Annotated in this window: 15 protein-coding genes; 6 read left to right on the top strand and 9 right to left on the bottom strand. The window is 56.7% G+C overall.

The features are described from left to right. Window positions 1-148 precede the first annotated feature (148 nt). Together OSB_RS05195 and OSB_RS05190 are read left to right on the top strand one after the other, a co-directional pair. Entirely contained in the window at window positions 149-1,441 is a 1,293-nt protein-coding gene (locus tag OSB_RS05195) for an O-acetylhomoserine aminocarboxypropyltransferase/cysteine synthase family protein (RefSeq protein WP_049833986.1), read from the top strand. Between the two features lie 111 nt (window positions 1,442-1,552). After that, window positions 1,553-2,062: a hypothetical protein gene (locus tag OSB_RS05190; RefSeq protein WP_049833985.1), complete on the top strand. Its 510-nt coding sequence runs from the start codon at window positions 1,553-1,555 to the stop codon at window positions 2,060-2,062. Here the strand turns inward: OSB_RS05190 and OSB_RS05185 are convergent. Beyond that, window positions 2,059-2,775, bottom strand: a complete 717-nt coding sequence (locus OSB_RS05185) for an SIMPL domain-containing protein (protein WP_049833984.1) — start codon at window positions 2,773-2,775, stop codon at window positions 2,059-2,061. The genes OSB_RS05190 and OSB_RS05185 overlap by 4 nt on opposite strands. 170 nt (window positions 2,776-2,945) lie before the next feature. Here OSB_RS05185 and OSB_RS05180 point away from each other — a divergent pair, with 170 nt between their 5' ends. Together OSB_RS05180 and OSB_RS05175 are read left to right on the top strand one after the other, a co-directional pair. Then, window positions 2,946-6,242: a hypothetical protein gene (locus OSB_RS05180; RefSeq protein WP_049833983.1), complete on the top strand. Its 3,297-nt coding sequence runs from the start codon at window positions 2,946-2,948 to the stop codon at window positions 6,240-6,242. A 39-nt stretch (window positions 6,243-6,281) separates the two neighbouring features. Further along, entirely contained in the window at window positions 6,282-8,192 is a 1,911-nt protein-coding gene (locus OSB_RS05175) for a cation:proton antiporter domain-containing protein (RefSeq protein ID WP_049833982.1), read from the top strand. On the opposite strand, the gene cobT is transcribed toward OSB_RS05175, so the two are convergent. Beyond that, on the bottom strand, window positions 8,193-9,203 hold the full coding sequence (gene cobT / locus OSB_RS05170; protein ID WP_049833981.1) for a nicotinate-nucleotide--dimethylbenzimidazole phosphoribosyltransferase: 1,011 nt from the start codon (window positions 9,201-9,203) through the stop codon (window positions 8,193-8,195). On the opposite strand from cobT, the gene OSB_RS05165 reads away from it, so the two are divergent. After that, the gene (locus OSB_RS05165; RefSeq protein WP_234967350.1) at window positions 9,202-10,056 is read left to right on the top strand and encodes an adenosylcobinamide-GDP ribazoletransferase; all 855 of its coding nucleotides are present in this window, start codon (window positions 9,202-9,204) and stop codon (window positions 10,054-10,056) included. The two genes, cobT and OSB_RS05165, sit on opposite strands and share 2 nt — an antisense overlap. A 37-nt stretch (window positions 10,057-10,093) precedes the next feature. On the opposite strand, the gene OSB_RS05160 is transcribed toward OSB_RS05165, so the two are convergent. Beyond that, window positions 10,094-10,837 carry an FG-GAP repeat domain-containing protein gene (locus OSB_RS05160; protein ID WP_143831203.1) on the bottom strand — a complete coding sequence of 248 codons (744 nt, stop codon included), beginning with the start codon at window positions 10,835-10,837 and terminating at the stop codon, window positions 10,094-10,096. Window position 10,838: 1 nt separating this feature from the next. Beyond that, window positions 10,839-11,162: a 2Fe-2S iron-sulfur cluster-binding protein gene (locus tag OSB_RS05155; RefSeq protein WP_049833980.1), complete on the bottom strand. Its 324-nt coding sequence runs from the start codon at window positions 11,160-11,162 to the stop codon at window positions 10,839-10,841. A gap of 220 nt (window positions 11,163-11,382) precedes the next feature. Here OSB_RS05155 and OSB_RS05150 point away from each other — a divergent pair, with 220 nt between their 5' ends. After that, entirely contained in the window at window positions 11,383-11,931 is a 549-nt protein-coding gene (locus OSB_RS05150; RefSeq protein ID WP_049833979.1) for a peptidoglycan-binding domain-containing protein, read from the top strand. A 94-nt stretch (window positions 11,932-12,025) separates the two neighbouring features. On the opposite strand, the gene OSB_RS16765 is transcribed toward OSB_RS05150, so the two are convergent. The 5 genes from OSB_RS16765 to hflK all read right to left on the bottom strand — a co-directional run bounded on the left by OSB_RS16765 (window position 12,026) and on the right by hflK (window position 16,280). Continuing rightward, the gene (locus OSB_RS16765) at window positions 12,026-12,202 is read right to left on the bottom strand and encodes a hypothetical protein (RefSeq protein ID WP_049833978.1); all 177 of its coding nucleotides are present in this window, start codon (window positions 12,200-12,202) and stop codon (window positions 12,026-12,028) included. 106 nt (window positions 12,203-12,308) lie between these two features. Then, on the bottom strand, window positions 12,309-13,805 hold the full coding sequence (locus OSB_RS05140; protein WP_049833977.1) for a Do family serine endopeptidase: 1,497 nt from the start codon (window positions 13,803-13,805) through the stop codon (window positions 12,309-12,311). 137 nt (window positions 13,806-13,942) lie between these two features. Next, window positions 13,943-14,143: a DUF2065 domain-containing protein gene (locus OSB_RS05135; RefSeq protein ID WP_049833976.1), complete on the bottom strand. Its 201-nt coding sequence runs from the start codon at window positions 14,141-14,143 to the stop codon at window positions 13,943-13,945. Continuing rightward, complete coding sequence (hflC, locus tag OSB_RS05130) at window positions 14,143-15,030, bottom strand: protease modulator HflC (RefSeq protein ID WP_049833975.1); 888 nt, start codon at window positions 15,028-15,030, stop codon at window positions 14,143-14,145. Before hflC ends, OSB_RS05135 begins: the two co-directional genes overlap by 1 nt. Then, window positions 15,030-16,280 carry an FtsH protease activity modulator HflK gene (gene hflK, locus OSB_RS05125; RefSeq protein WP_049833974.1) on the bottom strand — a complete coding sequence of 417 codons (1,251 nt, stop codon included), beginning with the start codon at window positions 16,278-16,280 and terminating at the stop codon, window positions 15,030-15,032. Before hflK ends, hflC begins: the two co-directional genes overlap by 1 nt. Window positions 16,281-16,319: the final 39 nt, after the last annotated feature.

Raw genomic sequence — 16,319 nt, 5'->3', positions numbered from 1 at the left:
CAATTTCAGTATGAGGGGGCTGTCTGCCCCCGCCTTCGGCCCCCCGAGGATATTTCCAAAACAAAAGCAATTGAGCGGGGCTGCCCATTTGATTGAGGTTTGCGCTGTAATTCCCTAACGTGGCGGCAACTATTTTGGGAGAGACCACATGACCGACACGCCATCTTACGGCTTTGATACGCTGCAAATTCACGCGGGCGCACGCCCTGACCCGGCAACAGGTGCGCGCAATACGCCTATTTACCAGACTACGGCCTATGTGTTTCGTGACGCAGACCACGCAGCCGCGTTGTTTAACCTGCAAGAGGTTGGCTACATTTATTCGCGTCTGACAAACCCAACGGTTGCTGTTTTGCAAGAACGCATCGCAACACTTGAGGGCGGTGCTGGAGCCGTATGTTGTTCGTCAGGTCATGCCGCGCAGATCATGGCGCTGTTTCCGATCATGTCTCCGGGTAAGAATGTCGTCGTCTCCACGCGCCTTTATGGTGGGTCCATCACGCAGTTTTCGCAGACGATCAAACGGTTTGGTTGGGACGCTAAATTCGTTGATATGGATGATACCGCTGCCGTAAAAGCCGCGATTGATGACAACACCCGCGCGGTATTTGGCGAAGCCATTGCCAACCCTGGTGGTTACATCATGGATGTGCGCGCGATTGCCGATATTGCGGATGCTGCTGGCATTCCGCTGATTATCGACAACACAACAGCCACGCCGTACCTGTGCCGCCCGATTGAGCTGGGTGCGACGCTCGTTGTGCATTCCACCACCAAGTACCTCACAGGCAACGGGTCTGTGACGGGCGGTTGTGTCGTAGATAGCGGCAAGTTTGATTGGGCTGCATCCGACAAGTTCCCATCCCTCAGCGAGCCAGAGCCAGCATATCACGGCATGAAGTTCGCCGAGACGTTCGGTCCATTGGCCTACACGTTCCACGGCATTGCAATTGGCCTGCGCGACCTTGGCATGACAATGAACCCGCAAGCGGCGCATTACACGCTTATGGGCGTTGAAACCTTGTCATTGCGCATGGATCGCCACGTTGAAAACGCGACCAAGCTGGCCAAATGGCTAGAAGCGGACGCACGGGTTGATTACGTCACCTACGCTGGTTTGGAATCGTCACCGTATTTCCACCGCGTGAAAGATGTATGCCCACGTGGGGCATCTGCGCTGTTCACATTCGCGGTCAAAGGCGGATACGATTCTTGCGTTAAGCTTGTGGATTCACTGGAAATTTTCAGCCATGTCGCAAACTTGGGTGATACGCGTTCTTTGATCATTCACCCAGCATCAACAACACACCGCCAGTTGACGACCGAACAACAAGAGGCCGCGTCTGCTGGCCCAGGCGTTGTGCGTGTATCCATTGGCCTTGAGGATGCGGATGATCTGATCGCGGATCTGGACCAAGCGCTGTCAAAAGCGACAGCGTAAAAATAATATTCTATAGATTTAGAAAAGGGCCCTGTCGCGGGGCCCTTTTTTGTGGGTGTCTGCGCGCGCCGTCTTGCCTTAAGGGGGTGCCAACCCTGAGGAGAATGATCGATGGACGCGTCACAAAACCTACCAGAACTGGTCGCAGCCGCACAAAGCGCCGCGAGCGCATCGCAAAGCCGCATTGCTGCGGCGCGCGCCCAGCCTGACAGTGAAACCGCTGAAGCAGACCTGACCGCAGCCGCGACAGAGATCGGCGCATCCGCAATCGACATTTTTGCTGTGTTCGAGGCACGCATGCAGCGTTATTTCAAACGCGGCCCGTTGTCGCGCAAGGTTAAGGCGGCTTTGCTCGATGTTGGACAGGCGGACCTCGCCGATAGGCTTCACCAACACTACCTGATGATCAATGTCCTGAAACACGGCACAGGCGCGAGCCACCGTGAGTTGCTGGGCAACAAAAGCACCCTTGTGTCAGCCAAGTCTACGGACAATGACCGCGATGATGCTGCCGCCCCGCACATTGACCTGATTGATGTCACACAACCGGGTTTCTTTGATACCTTGGCGGCAACCATTCTTGAGGCCGCCGCCTTTCTTCAGAACAGAAACGCACCTTAGTCAGCGATTGCGTAAACCAGAACAACGGACGCGTTCAGGTCAATTTTTCCTGGCGATACGGGGACATCGTATTGCGGTGACGACGCAGCCAGTTCCATTTGGCGCGTTTCGGCAACCATGGGTCGATACCCAACGCTACCTGCTTCGTTGATCAGTTGTAGTTCGCCCACGGAAACACCTGCGGCCTGCGCGTAAAGGTCAGCCAAACGCGCGGCTTCTATGACGGCGCGACGGCGGGCTTCGTCCGTGGCCTCACTCGGGTCTTGCAGTCCAAAATGAACGCCATCCAGACGGTTCGCTCCATCGCCGACCACTGCGGCGAGTAGCCCGCCCAAACGGTCCAGATCATTCACCTGCACTTCAACGGAATTCACAGCCTGATACCCCGTAATCTGTGTGCCCGAGCTAAGCACACTTTGGCTGTAGCGCGGATTAAGGCGGATCGCGCCGCTGCGAATATCCTCAGCCAAGACCCCTTCCCCGTCTAACGTTGCCAGAATCGCAGCCGTTGCTGCGCTGGCTTCATCAAGCGCCGTTGCCGCGATCTCTGCTTCGGTTTGAACCCCGATGATGACGGTTGCCATATCCGGTTCAACGCTGATTTCCCCGCGCCCTGTTACGGTAATGGAACGCTCTTGTGCAGCGACAGGTGCCGACAAGGCTGCAACGGCGAGTGTTACGGTTAAAAGACTAAGGGAAATGTACGTACGCATGAGTGACTCCATTCTTGATGCTTCATCTTATCTGACGTGGGTCGCTTCGCCATCCTTGGAAATAAAATTCAGAAAAACTCCCGCTTGGCGTGGGCGAAAGCTTGCTATACCGTTGCACGTTAAGAAAAAGGGGAGTTTTCAGCCCCGCTACAGGATGCTAAGCCACGCAGATGAAACCGAATTTCGCCTTGTCATTGTCCTTTGACGGACTGCGTTTGATGCACCGCGTTACTGGTGGCTGGCATCTCGTTGGTGAAGTGGCGTTGGATGAGGCCGATTTGTCAGGTTCGCTGGCACGGTTGCGCAGCGCCGCTGAGGGGCTTGAACCCGATGGTATCTCAACCAAGCTTTTGATTCCAAACGACCAAATCAAGTACCTCGCCCTTGATACAACACGTGCTGAAGTCGACGACGTGCGTGAGGCGCTTCATGGCGCGACGCCGTACAGCGTTGATGAGCTGGTGTATGATTTCACCAAAGGTGGCGGGCGCACTTATGTTGCGGCAGTCGCCAAGGACACGCTGAACGAAGCACAACAGTTTGCGACAGAGCATGGGTTTAACCCAAACAGCTTTGCGGCGGTGCCGGAACCGTTTACTTACGTTGGTGAGGCCTTTTTTGGCCCCGTTGACGGGCAAGCAGTAGAACGCGACGCCGACTCGGTTGTGATTATCGGGGATGCCGACGTTTCGATCCCTGAACCAGTGGCTGAACCCGCGCTCGAGCTGGAAGAGGTACCTGAAACCGTTGCCGAGGAAGCACCGGTCGATGTGTCAGAACCAGAAGTGGACGCGCCAGCTGAGGACGTTGTCGCTGACGAAGAAATCGCAACGGAAGTTGTGCCAGACGTTGAAGTAGCTGAAAAAACTCCTGTTGAGGAAGCGCCTGAAGACGTTGCTGAGCCTGAACTCGTTCCTGAAATTGCGCCCGAAAACGAAGACGTTGTTGTCAGTGAACCGAGCACGGATGAACCCGCTGCTGAAGCTGCGGTAGAAGACGTAGTGGTTGAAGAAGACGCGACCGTCGAGGACGAGCAAGTAGAGGAAGCACCTGCCCCGATGTTTGCGTCGCGTTTGCGCGCAGATCGCACGGACGGGCACCCTGCTCCGGCTCCCGAAACCGAGGTCACGCCAGAAACTGGCCGTACCGAGCCGACGTTCAGCCGCCAAACGCCCGCATCTTTGGCCGTCCCAACTGGCAAAGGCACCGATCCGATGCCACCATTGTCCGCGCCAAACCGCGGTGTAGATGCAGCCCCAGTTGTGCAACCGATCACGACCGAAGCACCTGATGTGCAAGCTCCGGCAGCTGAGATTGCCATCACAGGAGAAGCGCCAACCGCGTTGTCGCCGGATGCAGCGGTCACGGCCAAGCCCCTGACAGCACAGCACGACGACGACGTTTCAGCACCGAGCGTCGAGACCACAGATGAACCATCGGACGAAAAGCGTGGGGCTGCAGCCACGGCGATTGGCGCAGCTACAGCAGTTGGTGGGGCCGTTGGTGGCATGTTCGCCAGCCGACGCATGGCGCGCGCCGAAGCAAAGGCCGCCGATGCCGCCAAAGAAGCGGAAACAGACGCAAAACCCGATGAAAAATCACGCCTAACCGTCTTTGGCGCACGCAAGCAGCCGAAGAAAAAGCCTAAAGTGGTCGTCGGTGGTAAGCCGCGTTTCCTATTACCGATCCTAACAGCCGTGTTGTTGCTGTTCCTTCTTGCATTCGCAGCGTTTGCGGCAATGTCTGAAGAAGGCTTCGCCTATTGGTTTGGATTTGGCTCAGCTGAAGAAACACAAATCGCAGCTGACCCTGCCGATCCTACATCGGCTCCGGAGGTGGCCGAAGCGCAAGCTGAAGACGCCACAGAAGTGGCCGCATTGGATTCGTCCGATGCATTGGCCGCTCCAACAGCGCCCGCAGGGGGACAGGTCCTTACCCCTGAGGAAGCCGCGCGTATCTATGCCGCCACCGGCGTGTGGCAAAGGGCCCCCCGAATTCCCCTAAATCCCCGCACAACTTCACTTGATCAGCTGGCGCTTGCAACCGCCCCAAGCCCCGTCGTGCGTGTCCCACCCAGCCCCTTGGCATCCGCCAGCAGCGTGGCAGGTGATGCCGTTATCGCCACTCCGATTGACCCACCCCCACCAAGCCAACAGTTTGATTACAATGAAGAAGGCCTTGTTGTTGCAACCGAACAAGGCGCTGTAACACCTGACGGGATTTTGGTGATTGCTGGCCGCCCTGCGCTGAACCCACCGACGCGCCCTGGAACCGTTGCCCCTGAAATCACCCCGCAAGACCAGCTTGCCGCCGTTATACCCGAGGAAGCAGCACCCATCGAAAACGCCCCTGAAGGCGTCATTGTGATTGCTGGCCGCCCGTCAATTGAACCACCCGTTCGTACTGGAACCGCTGTCCCTGCCCCTGCGCCTGCGCCTGAAGCCGCCGCATTGGCCGCTGGTGATGCGCCGCTTGTCGCCACAGATGATCTGTTGGTTCTCGCTGGGTCGCCGACCATTTTGCCCCCTGTACGCCCAGGAGCGCTGGCCCCCACGGCTGCCCCAACACCTGAAGTCGCGCCCGAACTTCCCGCTGACGTTACCCCCGAAGTTGAGACGCCGACGACAGATACCGCTGTTGACGGTGTGAACTTGATTGCGGGTCCGCCACCGATTTTGCCACCTGCCCGCCCAGGAACCATTGCACCGCAAGCGGACATCGACAGCCTGACGCAAGACATTGCCGTCGCGCTTTCGACAAGCACGGCACAAACACCTGATACGGACACACGACGCCCGACACAGCGCCCAGCCAGTATCCAACAAGTCGCTGTTGCCGCCGCCGAAGCTGCAGCCGCCGCAAACACCCCCGTTGTTGGCGCACTCACGATTGAGCAAGCCGCAGGTTTCCGCCCGCGAACACGCCCTGCCGGCCTTGCCCCCGTACCGACGCCCGACCCAGAGCCCGAACCCGAAGTCGCGGCCGTCGAACCCGCGCCAGCTGGCCTCCAAATCGCTCCGGAAATCGCAGCCGCGGTACAGGCCGCCGCGAACCGTCCGAACCCTATTGTAAACCCAACCGCGCAGGCCGTACCGCAATCCTCACGACCAGATACACGCCCGCGTAACATGGACCGTATCGTTGCCCGCGCCGCACAAGCTCAAGAACGCGCAGCCACACAAGTGGCCGCCGTCGCGCCGCGCACTGTCGCGCCAAGTGGTCCAACAGCTGGCTCTGTGGCGCAAGCGGCGACACTCGACAATGCGATCAACCTGCGTGACGTGAACCTCATCGGGATTTATGGCGGGTCGGGTGACCGTCGCGCATTGGTCCGCATGGGCAACGGCCGCTATTTGCGCGTCACCGTTGGCGACCGCCTTGATGGCGGTCGCGTGACAGCCATCAGCGCGAGCGCACTTAGTTATTCAAAGCGCGGGCGCGCGATAACCTTGGAAGTTCCCGGCTAGGCCCTTGTCATTCCTGCACTGCACGCGGATATCTAGGCTATGGAACAAACCCTAATTCTAGCAACAGTTTTGCTTGGCGCCGCGGTCATTGCAGTGCCTTTGGCTGCACGCCTCGGACTTGGGTCTGTTCTTGGGTATCTCCTAGCAGGCGTCGCCATCGCGCCTATCATTGGTGCGCAAGCCGCCGAACTTCAGCATGTCGCCGAATTTGGCGTGGTTATGATGCTATTCCTGATCGGGCTTGAGCTCGAGCCACGCGCGCTTTGGGGGATGCGCCACCGCCTTCTTGGGCTTGGGGGGCTACAAATCGGGCTGACGACCGTCTTGTTGATGGGCGTTTTCATGTGGCTTGGGGAACCTTGGCAAACCTCGCTCGCCATCGGTATGATTTTCGCGCTCTCCTCCACTGCGATTGTGCTGCAGACCTTGGACGAAAAAGGCCTGATGCAAACGAGCGGCGGGCGAAGCACGTTTTCTGTTCTGCTTACCCAAGACATCGCAGTGATCCCAATGCTCGCATTCTTGCCCCTACTTGCCTTTCGCTCACCTGTGTCGATTAACCCTGATGGCTCCGTGACCCGTGGGATTGAGACCGAGGATACGGCACACCACGCCATGAGCCTCGTTGAAGGGTTGCCTGCTTGGGGCGTCACCCTTGTGACACTTGGTGCTGTCGCGGCTGTCATTTTAGTCGGTGTGTTCCTAACCAATCCACTGTTTCGATACATTCACCACGCACGCCTGCGCGAAATGTACACTGCCCTCGCCCTGCTTATTGTTGTCTCAATCGCAGCGCTTATGGGCCTTGTCGGGCTTTCTGCCGCCCTTGGCACATTCCTTGCAGGTGTGGTCCTTGCGAACTCAGAATTCCGGCACGAACTGGAAAGTGACCTTGCCCCGTTTAAGGGTCTGCTGCTTGGGTTGTTTTTCATCACCGTTGGCGCGGGTATTGATTTTGAAACGCTACTTAACAAACCCGGCCTTATCGTTGGGCTAACGCTTGCTGTGATCCTGATTAAGGGGTTCGTGCTTTACTTACTTGCTGTCATTTTCAAGCTGCGCGGTCGTGCGCGTTGGTTGTTCACCCTCGGCCTCGCGCAGGCTGGCGAATTCGGGTTCGTCCTCATTGCATTCTCACTTCAGCAGAACGTTCTTACGCAATCTCTTGGTGCTGATCTTTTGCTAGTTGTGGCGCTTTCCATGCTCGCCACCCCGCTGTTATTCATCCTCTATGAGGTCCTCTCGAGACGCATCACATCCGAGGCGACCGACGATCCTGAGGACGAGATTGACGAAAAAGGCACCGTCATCATCGCAGGTATCGGGCGTTTCGGTCAGGTCGTGAACCGTCTTGTACAATCCAGTGGGTTTAGCACGGTGGTTCTTGATGCCGACCTTAAGACGGTTCAAACCATGCGGACATTTGGGTTCAAAGGCTTCTTTGGCGATCCGACGCGGCCTGACATCCTACATGCTGCAGGGTTGGATGATGCCTCGGTGCTTGTGGTTGCGCTAGACAGCAAAGAAGCGGCCGTCAAACTGGTGAAATACGCGCGTTCGCACAACCCTGATCTACATATCGTGGCCCGTGCCCGTGACCGCGTTCACGTCTACGAGCTCTATGCCGCTGGCGCGAATGATATCGTCCGCGAGCTGTTTGACAGCTCACTTCGTGCCGGTCGATATGTTCTGGAAAACCTTGGTCTGTCTGAATTCGAAGCCTCAGAAGCGGAGATGTCATTCTACCACCATGATCGCCGCGTGCTGCGTGAACTTGCCGAAGTTTGGGACCCGAAAATTCCAATCGCACAGAACAGCGCCTACATCGAACGAGCGAAAGCATCGAACCGTGACTTGGAAAGTGCGCTGGCCCAAACCTTGGACGAGGCTGAACGCAAGGCATCGCGCCAAAGCGATAGCCCTGCGTTCAGCCACAAGCCTAAAAGCTAGTTAGCCTGCAGCAACGCCAGCTTCTGCAAATGTCGCCATGTCGGAATGGCATGCAATCGCCGACTTCAACACATTGATTGCCAAGGTCCCACCAGAGCCTTCGCCTAAACGTAGCCCCAATGACAATATCGGTTTCTTATCAATGGCGTTCAGCAGGCGTTCATGGGCACCTTCCGCACTCAGGTGGCCTGCAACCGTATGATCCAGCGCACCCTCGACGGCCATTTCAAGCGTCGCAGCGGCTGCGCTGCAAATGAACCCGTCCAAGATAACCGGAATACGGTGGTGACGTGCTGCCGCAATCGCGCCAGCCATCGCTGCCAGCTCGCGCCCACCAAGGCAACGCAGTGCCTCAAGCGGATCGGTTGTGTCATGCAATGCCAATCCGCGCGCCACGACGTCCGTTTTGCGGGCAAGCCCTTCGTCATCCACACCAGTCCCGCGACCTGTCCAATCAGCGGCATCGCCCCCCAAAACCGCCGCCGCAACCGCCGCCGCAGATGTCGTGTTGCCGATGCCCATTTCACCCGTCACCAGCAAATCTGCTTTCGGGTCAACGGCCGCCCAGCCAGCACTCAGCGCCTGCACAACTTCATCCTCAGTCATCGCCGCAGTGACGGTGAAGTCCTGCGTCGGAGCCTCTAGATCAAGGGCAACAACATCCAAAGACGCGCCTGCCGCTTTGGACAACTGGTTGATCGCCGCCCCGCCATGTTCAAAATTCGCAACCATCTGAACGGTCACTTCAGGTGGGAACGCCGAAACGCCTTGCGCACAAACGCCGTGATTGCCCGCAAAGATAATCACCTGCGGGTTTTCGATGCTTGGGCGGTCCGTATCACGCCACCCAGCATACCAAATCGCCAGTTCCTCAAGTCGCCCTAACGCACCCGGCGGCTTGGTCAGCTGCCCATTGCGCTCTTTGGCTCCGGCGATCGACGCCATGTCAGGTCCCGTTGCCGCCGCAAGCGTGGCGCGAAATTCGGAAAGCGTCGAGAAAGGAGCGGTCATGGGAAAGGCCTCATTGCAAACATTTACCGCACTCTCTACCCAATGGGGCGGAAATGACCAGACAGGAAGCGGCGACATGGCACAAAACAGCGACAAGACTACGCCTATCGCGTTCTCAGACATTGCCGCAGCCCTCGGACTGCTTAGCCGCCTGCCGATATCCGTGGACACAGAACGCGCGACGCAACGCGGCGCCTTGGCCGCTTGGGCCTATCCTATCGCCGGCCTTATCCTTGCGCTGATCGCTGGCATCGTAACCCAATGCGCGCTGTGGCTCGGCTTACCCGGCACACTGGCCGCAGGCCTCACCCTCGCCACGCTCATCATCACAACGGGTGCAATGCACGAAGATGGTTTAGCAGATTCTGCCGATGGGCTTTGGGGCGGCTGGGATAAGGATCACCGCCTAAAGATCATGAAAGACAGCTTCATAGGCACTTACGGCGTGCTGGCTCTTGGCCTTAGCCTTCTTCTACGGTGGAGCGCACTGACGCTTATCGTCGAGAACAACATGCTTTGGCCCGCACTCCTCGTTGGCGCAATGCTCAGCCGCGCGGTGATGGTTCCAATGATGGCATTCGTGCCCCACGCCCGCACAGAAGGCCTCAGCCACTCGGTGGGCCGCCCACCCGTACAAACAGCCTATATCGCACTTGCCATCGCTGCTGTTGGGGCCCTTATCCTCGTCCAGTTCTCGGTGTTCTGGCTTGTCGTGACTTGCACACTCACAGCGTTCACATGTGCGACGATCGCAAAATCAAAGATTAATGGTCAAACCGGTGACATTCTCGGGGCTACGCAACAGCTAACAGAAATCGCGGCTTTGCTTACATTTGCAGCACTTCTTTCTTAAACTTGTCTCTGTTTTGAAAATATCCCCGCCGGATGCTTCAAAGCGAACAGTTAAGAACCGCTTGCAAACGTTGCGATGAAAACGCTGCAACCGAGCGCGTCTCTAAAACGCCGCCATCCATACGCGTCACCATGATATCGGACCAATCACTATCCGCCGTCACCATCTCAGGGCTGTCGCCGCAATCGCGCACGCCACTGGAAATGAAATCCTGACCAATCTGATGGTTCGTCAATCCGCCAAGCTCAGCGTCCAACACCAAGCCCGTGCCGTCCCATTCAAAGACCCGCAATGTCTTGGCTAAATGCGGGCGATCAATAAACGCAACCTCAATCCGACCGTCCCCATCAAAATCAGCGGCACCAATTGGCGCTAGCCAACGGTTCGAGCGGCCAATGTGGGGCGTTTCGCCAATCTTACCGGTCTCGTCGTAAACGGCCAAAGACCCGCCGCGCGCCGTGTCCGTTTCAATCACCACTACTTCAGGCGCACCATCGCCTGTGATGTCCCACAGGCGCGGCGCGATATCTTCAAAAACATGATCTTCCGGCAGACTCACGCGATATCGCACCTTATGTGACCAATCCTCGGTCTCGATCACAAGCTCAGTGAACTCAATCGCGTCACCCAGAATACCATGCCCATACCGTGTCGTTGGCCCGTCGAACGTCGCGCCAACAATCGTCTCCGCTGCACTGGCCCCTGCCAACCCCACGCAAAACGTCAACGACGCACCGCGCAAAAGACCTTGCAACGCCCACGACATCAGACGCGGTGCCATCTTAAATCTGCTTTTCAGGCATCCGAACGACCAAGCCGTCCAAACCGTCTGTCACTTTCAACTGGCACGTCAAACGGGACTTTTCAGCGTCCGGTTCATAAGCGAAATCAAGCATGTCTTCTTCCATCGCGTCTTTCGCTGGGATTTTCTCAACCCAAGCTGCGTCCACATAGACGTGGCAGGTGGAACAAGCACATGCGCCGCCGCAATCGGCTTCGATACCCGGAATGCCGTTGTCACGCGCGCCTTCCATAACGGTCAAACCGTTGGCAACGTCTACGATGTGCTCTTTGCCGCCGTGCTCGATATAAGTGATCTTTGCCATTGTTGTTGACCCTTTTTAAAAAAACTCTGTTGCCTGATAGATAGGCCGCGTTGCACGACCATTCCAGCCCCTTTTAAACACAAGGTCGTTGATGGGGTGGCACGTAAACGACACCATCGACACCTGAAATGCCCCGTCGCGGCGCATCATGCTTTGCGCGCATGCCTTGCTCGGGTACAAATCCGTAACAAACGGGCCAAAAGAGCCCGAGGATGAGCAGATGACGACACGAACCCTTCGATCCACGTTTAGCGTGCTTGCGGCCTTTGGGCTGACCGTTTTGACGGGCTGTATGGAGGCGCCTCAAGTGACCCGTGCAGATAGCGACCTTATTGGTCCATTGGCGGAACCTGCCACCGTGGACACAGACAGCGGCACTTGTTTCGCACGCGCAACGACCCCTGCCATCATTGAAACCGTGACTGAACAAATCATGGTGCAACCTGCAACCGTGCGCAGTGACGGCAGCGTCGATTCACCTGCGGTCTTTCGCACTGTTACGCGCCAGCAAATCCTACGTGAACGTCGCGAGGTGGAATTTGAGACACCCTGCGCCCCGCTGATGACGCCGCAATTCGTGGCCTCTGTGCAGCGTGCGCTTATTGCACGGGGCTATTACCGTGGAAGCATCAACGGAACCTTGGATGCACGCACAACGGGGGCGATTGAAAGGTTCCAGACAGCACAAAACGATGTGCACACTGGCACCCTCACCCTCAAGACGGCTCAAACTTTGGGATTGGTCGCGCTTCCACGCGATCAACTATAAGCGCCAAGGCGCAAACAGTTGCTTTGTCAAAAACGAAAGGTTTTCGCCGGCAATTATGTGGCGGCGAAACCTGCGTGATCCATAGCGCGCACGATCACTTCTTGTCGCGCGCGGCTTTCTCTTCTTTGGTCAAAGTTTGGTTCCAAACGTTCTTGCTGATGCCCAAGGCTGGGTCCAGCGGTTTGGTTTTACCTTTGGTGACCTTGCCGCCCTTATTCAGATATTGCTGAATTAGATCGTCGTCTGTGGTGTCTTTGGGTACATGTTTCATACCCAAGGCTTACCCCGATCAATTGAGGGAGGCAACACAGGCCCGCGCCCTCCAACGAAAAAGGGCGCTCCGATCGGAGCGCCCCATTCCTAAAGTTTGGTTCTGTTTACTCAAGCCCAAGCGCAACAAACCGCGGCGCGCCATCGCGGCGAACCAGCAGAAGCAAAGACTTACGCCCTGCTTCTTGCGCCTCTTCAACACGGGCTTCGAAATCCGCGATGCCTGTCAGCTTTTGTTGGCCGGCCTCGGTGATCAGATCCCCTGCAAGCAGACCTTTGGTTTCCGCCTCAGAGTCAGCTTCGACTTCAACCACAACAAGGCCGCTGCCTGCTTCAACGCCAAGGCTTTCTTCCATGTCAGGTGAAATTTCGGACAGGGTCATGCCAAGCATGTTGGTCGTGTCAGGCGTTCCTTCATCAGGTGTTTCGCCTTCTTCTGGGAAGGCTGCGGCTTCGGCAGTTTCACGGCGGCCAAGCACAACCGTTAGGTCAACCATTTCGCCTGTGCGCAGCACCTGAACCGGAACTTCTTTGCCCACGGGTGAGTTGCCGACGATCTGTACCAGCTCACGTGTGTCCTCAATCGCGACACCGTCAAACAAAAGGATAATGTCGCCAGACACCATGCCCGCATCTTCTGCTGGGCCAGAAGGCACATCAGTAACCATCGCACCACGTGCTTCTTCCAGCCCATCAATCGCGTCGATCATATCAACGGTGACGTCCTGAATGCGCACACCGAGCCAGCCGCGACGTGTCTCACCGAATTCCTCCAGCTGATCGACAACATTGGTCACAACATCCGAGGACATCGCAAATCCAATCCCGATTGATCCGCCGTTCGGGGACAGGATCGCCGTGTTCACGCCAATCACATCACCATCCATGTTAAACAATGGCCCACCAGAGTTCCCGCGGTTAATCGCAGCGTCGGTCTGGATGTAGTCATCATATGTCCCTTGAAGCGAGCGGTTGCGCGCTGAGATAATACCAGCGGAAACAGAGAACCCCTGCCCCAACGGGTTACCCATCGCCATGACCCAGTCGCCAACACGCGAGCCCGGGCCGTTGCTGTCGCCAAAGCTTACGAAGCTTAGCGGGGTGTCATATTCAACCTTCAAAAGCGCAATGTCTGTGTTCGGATCGGTCCCGACCAACTCAGCTGGAAGCAGCTCGGATGGCTGGCCGTCGCCTGGGAAAAACTCGATCTCGATCTCGTCCGCGCCTTCAATGACGTGGTTGTTCGTCACGATGAAGCCATCAGCAGAGATCACGAAACCGGATCCCAACGCAGATGAACGGCTTGGGCCGTCGTCATCAAACTCGTTAAAAAAGTCTTCAAACGGAGAACCTTCTGGCACAACGCCCTGCGGTCCAGTGCGACCTGCAATCACGGTGCTTGTGGTGATGTTCACCACGGACGGGCTGATCTGTTCCGCCAAATCCGCGAATGTTGCGGGGCGGTTCTGTGCGTCCGCGCTCACGACTGTTAGCAATGACAAGGCAAGGCCGGTCATCAGTGCGGCGATCCATTTCTGGCGCGTAACGTCTTGGGTTGGGGCGATTGCGATAACCTGTGGCTTTGTAACCGATTGGGGTTTCACGTGACTCTCCTTCAGAGGGTAGCAATTCAATGACTGAACATCAGTCCTTGGGATAGAATGTAGGGGACGATTGCGCCAACGCAACGTCTAACACGCGTTCGTCAACAGCTTGTGAGCATTTCTGAGCAACGAAACGCTTAGCTTAGCACGTCAAGGCTTGCCGCCAGCCAAACCAGTGCAATGCCGATGCACAGCGCTGCGAAGCCGACCAAGCGCCGTGTCTCGAGTGTCATTTGACGCAAAGCTGCCAACATGTCCTCAACAAGCGAAGGGGCCAGTGCGTACACCAGCCCCTCCACGATTAGCACCAGCCCGAGGGCTAAAAGTGCAATACCCATTATTCGCCAGCATTGCCGGTTGGGGAGCGTAAGTAATCAAAGAAATCGTCCGGAGGCGTCATGACCAGGCGGGCGTTACCCGATGCAAGACCCGTACGATACGCTTCCAAAGAACGGTAGAACTCAAAGAACTCAACGTCTTGTCCGTAAGCTTGCGCAAAGATTGCGTTGCTTTGGGCGTCTGCTTCACCTTCAACGATACGCGCTTCGCGGTTCGCATCAGATTCCAGCTCGACCACAGTACGATCCGCAAGGGCAGTGATGCGTGTCGCGGCTTCACGACCACGAGCACGTTCATCTTCTGCTTCACGCTGACGTTCCGACACCATCCGCTCAAACGTGCGTTCAAGGTTTTGGGACGGCAGGTCCGTGCGCTTAAGACGCACATCGATCACCTCAATACCCAAGGCAGACGCCTCGGCAATCGCGGCATTTCGGATGCGTAGCATCAGGGCGTCACGGTCCGTGGACAGGATGTCGCCAGACGTCACCTCACCCAGAACGGTCCGTGTTTGCGCGTTCAAGATCCGTTCAAGACGCTGATCTGCAATTGCAATTGCCTGATCCCCGCCCGCACCAGTCGCCTGACGCACACGTTCCAGATCAACAATCCGGTACCGTGCGAAGGCATCAACGCTCAGACGGCGGTCATCACTCGGAATGACCTCTTGCGCGGCCATGTCGATGGAAATGATGCGGTCGTCATATGTGATAACTTGATCAATCATCGGCATACGGAAGTTCAAACCGGGGTCTTCAACAGTCTGCACTACACGACCGAACCGCAACACGAGCGCCTTTTCGCGTTCGTCCACGATGAAAATCGAACTCAGTGCCGCTACGATCAGGATGACAATAACCGGCAAGATAAAGAGTGACTTATTCATTAGTTCGACCCCCCAGAGTTGGTTGGAGTACGTAGTTGATCAAGCGGCAGATATGGTACAACACCGCTTCCGCCATCCGTGTTTTCATCAAGCAGAATGATATTCGCCGTTCCGAAGACGTCTTCGACCATTTCCAGATATAGACGTTCACGCGTCACTTCCGGTGCTTTCTGGTATTCTTCAAGAACGGAAACAAAACGCGCAGCTTCACCCTGTGCTTCGTTGACGACACGGGCACGGTAGCCTTCTGCATCTTCGAGGATTTGGGCTGCATTACCACGGGCACGCGCCGTTTCACGGTTGGCATAAGCGTCCGCTTGGTTTTGCAATTGAATGCGTTCTTGTTCGGCATCCTGAACGTCGCGGTAAGCCGCGAGTGGGGATGTCGAGATGTCTTCGCCATCGATGTTTTGCGTGTCTACGCGCGTCGCGGGCGGATCGGCAGCACCAAGGTTGATGCGAACGATATTAACACCGGAGTTATAGCTATCCAATGTTGTTTGCGTAAGTTCACGCATCCGCTGTTCAATAGACGCACGATCTTGGTTTAAGTTGGCCAGTTCCGATGTCGCGATGATTTCACGCATTACAGATTCAGAAACCGCTTCGATGGTCTCAGTTGGTTCAGCCAAGTTGAACAAGAACTCATCAGCGCGGTTGATGTTCCAGACCACCTGGAAATCGATGTCGACGATGTTTTCATCGCCCGTCAGCATCAAGCCTGTATCGCCTTCAAGTGCACGTAGCACTGATGGGCTTTCGGACAATTCTTGTGGAACCGGATCGTCGCCAATCGAGATCACGCGTTCCTGCGTAACCTGAACGATTTCATATGTGACCAGCGGCCACGGTGCGAAGTTCAGACCGTCAGACCCGATGCAGGGGTCATTACATTCGCCAAGGAACAGCTCAACAGACTGTTGTTCAGGCAAAACGCGGTAAAAGCTATTGAACCCCCAAAGGGCAACAGCCGCCAAAACACCAAGGCCGATCATGCCACGCGACACAACAGGGCCACCTGCCCCACCGCTGCCACCAGAACCGCCGCGGTTTCCACCGCCGCCGCCCAGCAGGTCGCGCAACTGGTCTTTGGTTTTGTTTATGATCTCATCGAACTCAGGGATCTGCGGTTCGTTGGTTGGGCGACGCCCACCATTGCGATCGCCATTCCCGTTCGGGCGAAAACGGTCGTCGTCGTCGCCTCCGTCGTTGCCTCCGCCCCCCCAGGGGCCGCCGTTGTTTCCAGCCATTAAGCCTGTCTTCCCTTGTTGCGGTCCGATATTTTCGGA

The organism is Octadecabacter temperatus, assembly GCF_001187845.1.
Taxonomy (GTDB): domain Bacteria; phylum Pseudomonadota; class Alphaproteobacteria; order Rhodobacterales; family Rhodobacteraceae; genus Octadecabacter; species Octadecabacter temperatus.
This window is presented reverse-complemented; position numbering and strand designations above follow the sequence as displayed.

Bases quoted from the DNA above. Each gene is read 5' to 3' on its own strand.
- OSB_RS05195 (WP_049833986.1), top strand. From the start codon at position 149: ATGACCGACACGCCATCTTACGGCTTTGATACGCTGCAAATTCACGCG.
- OSB_RS05190 (WP_049833985.1), top strand. From the start codon at position 1,553: ATGGACGCGTCACAAAACCTACCAGAACTGGTCGCAGCCGCACAAAGC.
- OSB_RS05185 (WP_049833984.1), bottom strand. From the start codon at position 2,775: ATGCGTACGTACATTTCCCTTAGTCTTTTAACCGTAACACTCGCCGTT.
- OSB_RS05180 (WP_049833983.1), top strand. From the start codon at position 2,946: ATGAAACCGAATTTCGCCTTGTCATTGTCCTTTGACGGACTGCGTTTG.
- OSB_RS05175 (WP_049833982.1), top strand. From the start codon at position 6,282: ATGGAACAAACCCTAATTCTAGCAACAGTTTTGCTTGGCGCCGCGGTC.
- OSB_RS05165 (WP_234967350.1), top strand. From the start codon at position 9,202: ATGGGAAAGGCCTCATTGCAAACATTTACCGCACTCTCTACCCAATGG.
- cobT (WP_049833981.1), bottom strand. From the start codon at position 9,203: ATGACCGCTCCTTTCTCGACGCTTTCCGAATTTCGCGCCACGCTTGCG.
- OSB_RS05160 (WP_143831203.1), bottom strand. From the start codon at position 10,837: ATGGCACCGCGTCTGATGTCGTGGGCGTTGCAAGGTCTTTTGCGCGGT.
- OSB_RS05155 (WP_049833980.1), bottom strand. From the start codon at position 11,162: ATGGCAAAGATCACTTATATCGAGCACGGCGGCAAAGAGCACATCGTA.
- OSB_RS05150 (WP_049833979.1), top strand. From the start codon at position 11,383: ATGACGACACGAACCCTTCGATCCACGTTTAGCGTGCTTGCGGCCTTT.
- OSB_RS16765 (WP_049833978.1), bottom strand. From the start codon at position 12,202: ATGAAACATGTACCCAAAGACACCACAGACGACGATCTAATTCAGCAA.
- OSB_RS05135 (WP_049833976.1), bottom strand. From the start codon at position 14,143: ATGGGTATTGCACTTTTAGCCCTCGGGCTGGTGCTAATCGTGGAGGGG.
- hflC (WP_049833975.1), bottom strand. From the start codon at position 15,030: ATGAATAAGTCACTCTTTATCTTGCCGGTTATTGTCATCCTGATCGTA.
- hflK (WP_049833974.1), bottom strand. From the start codon at position 16,280: ATGGCTGGAAACAACGGCGGCCCCTGGGGGGGCGGAGGCAACGACGGA.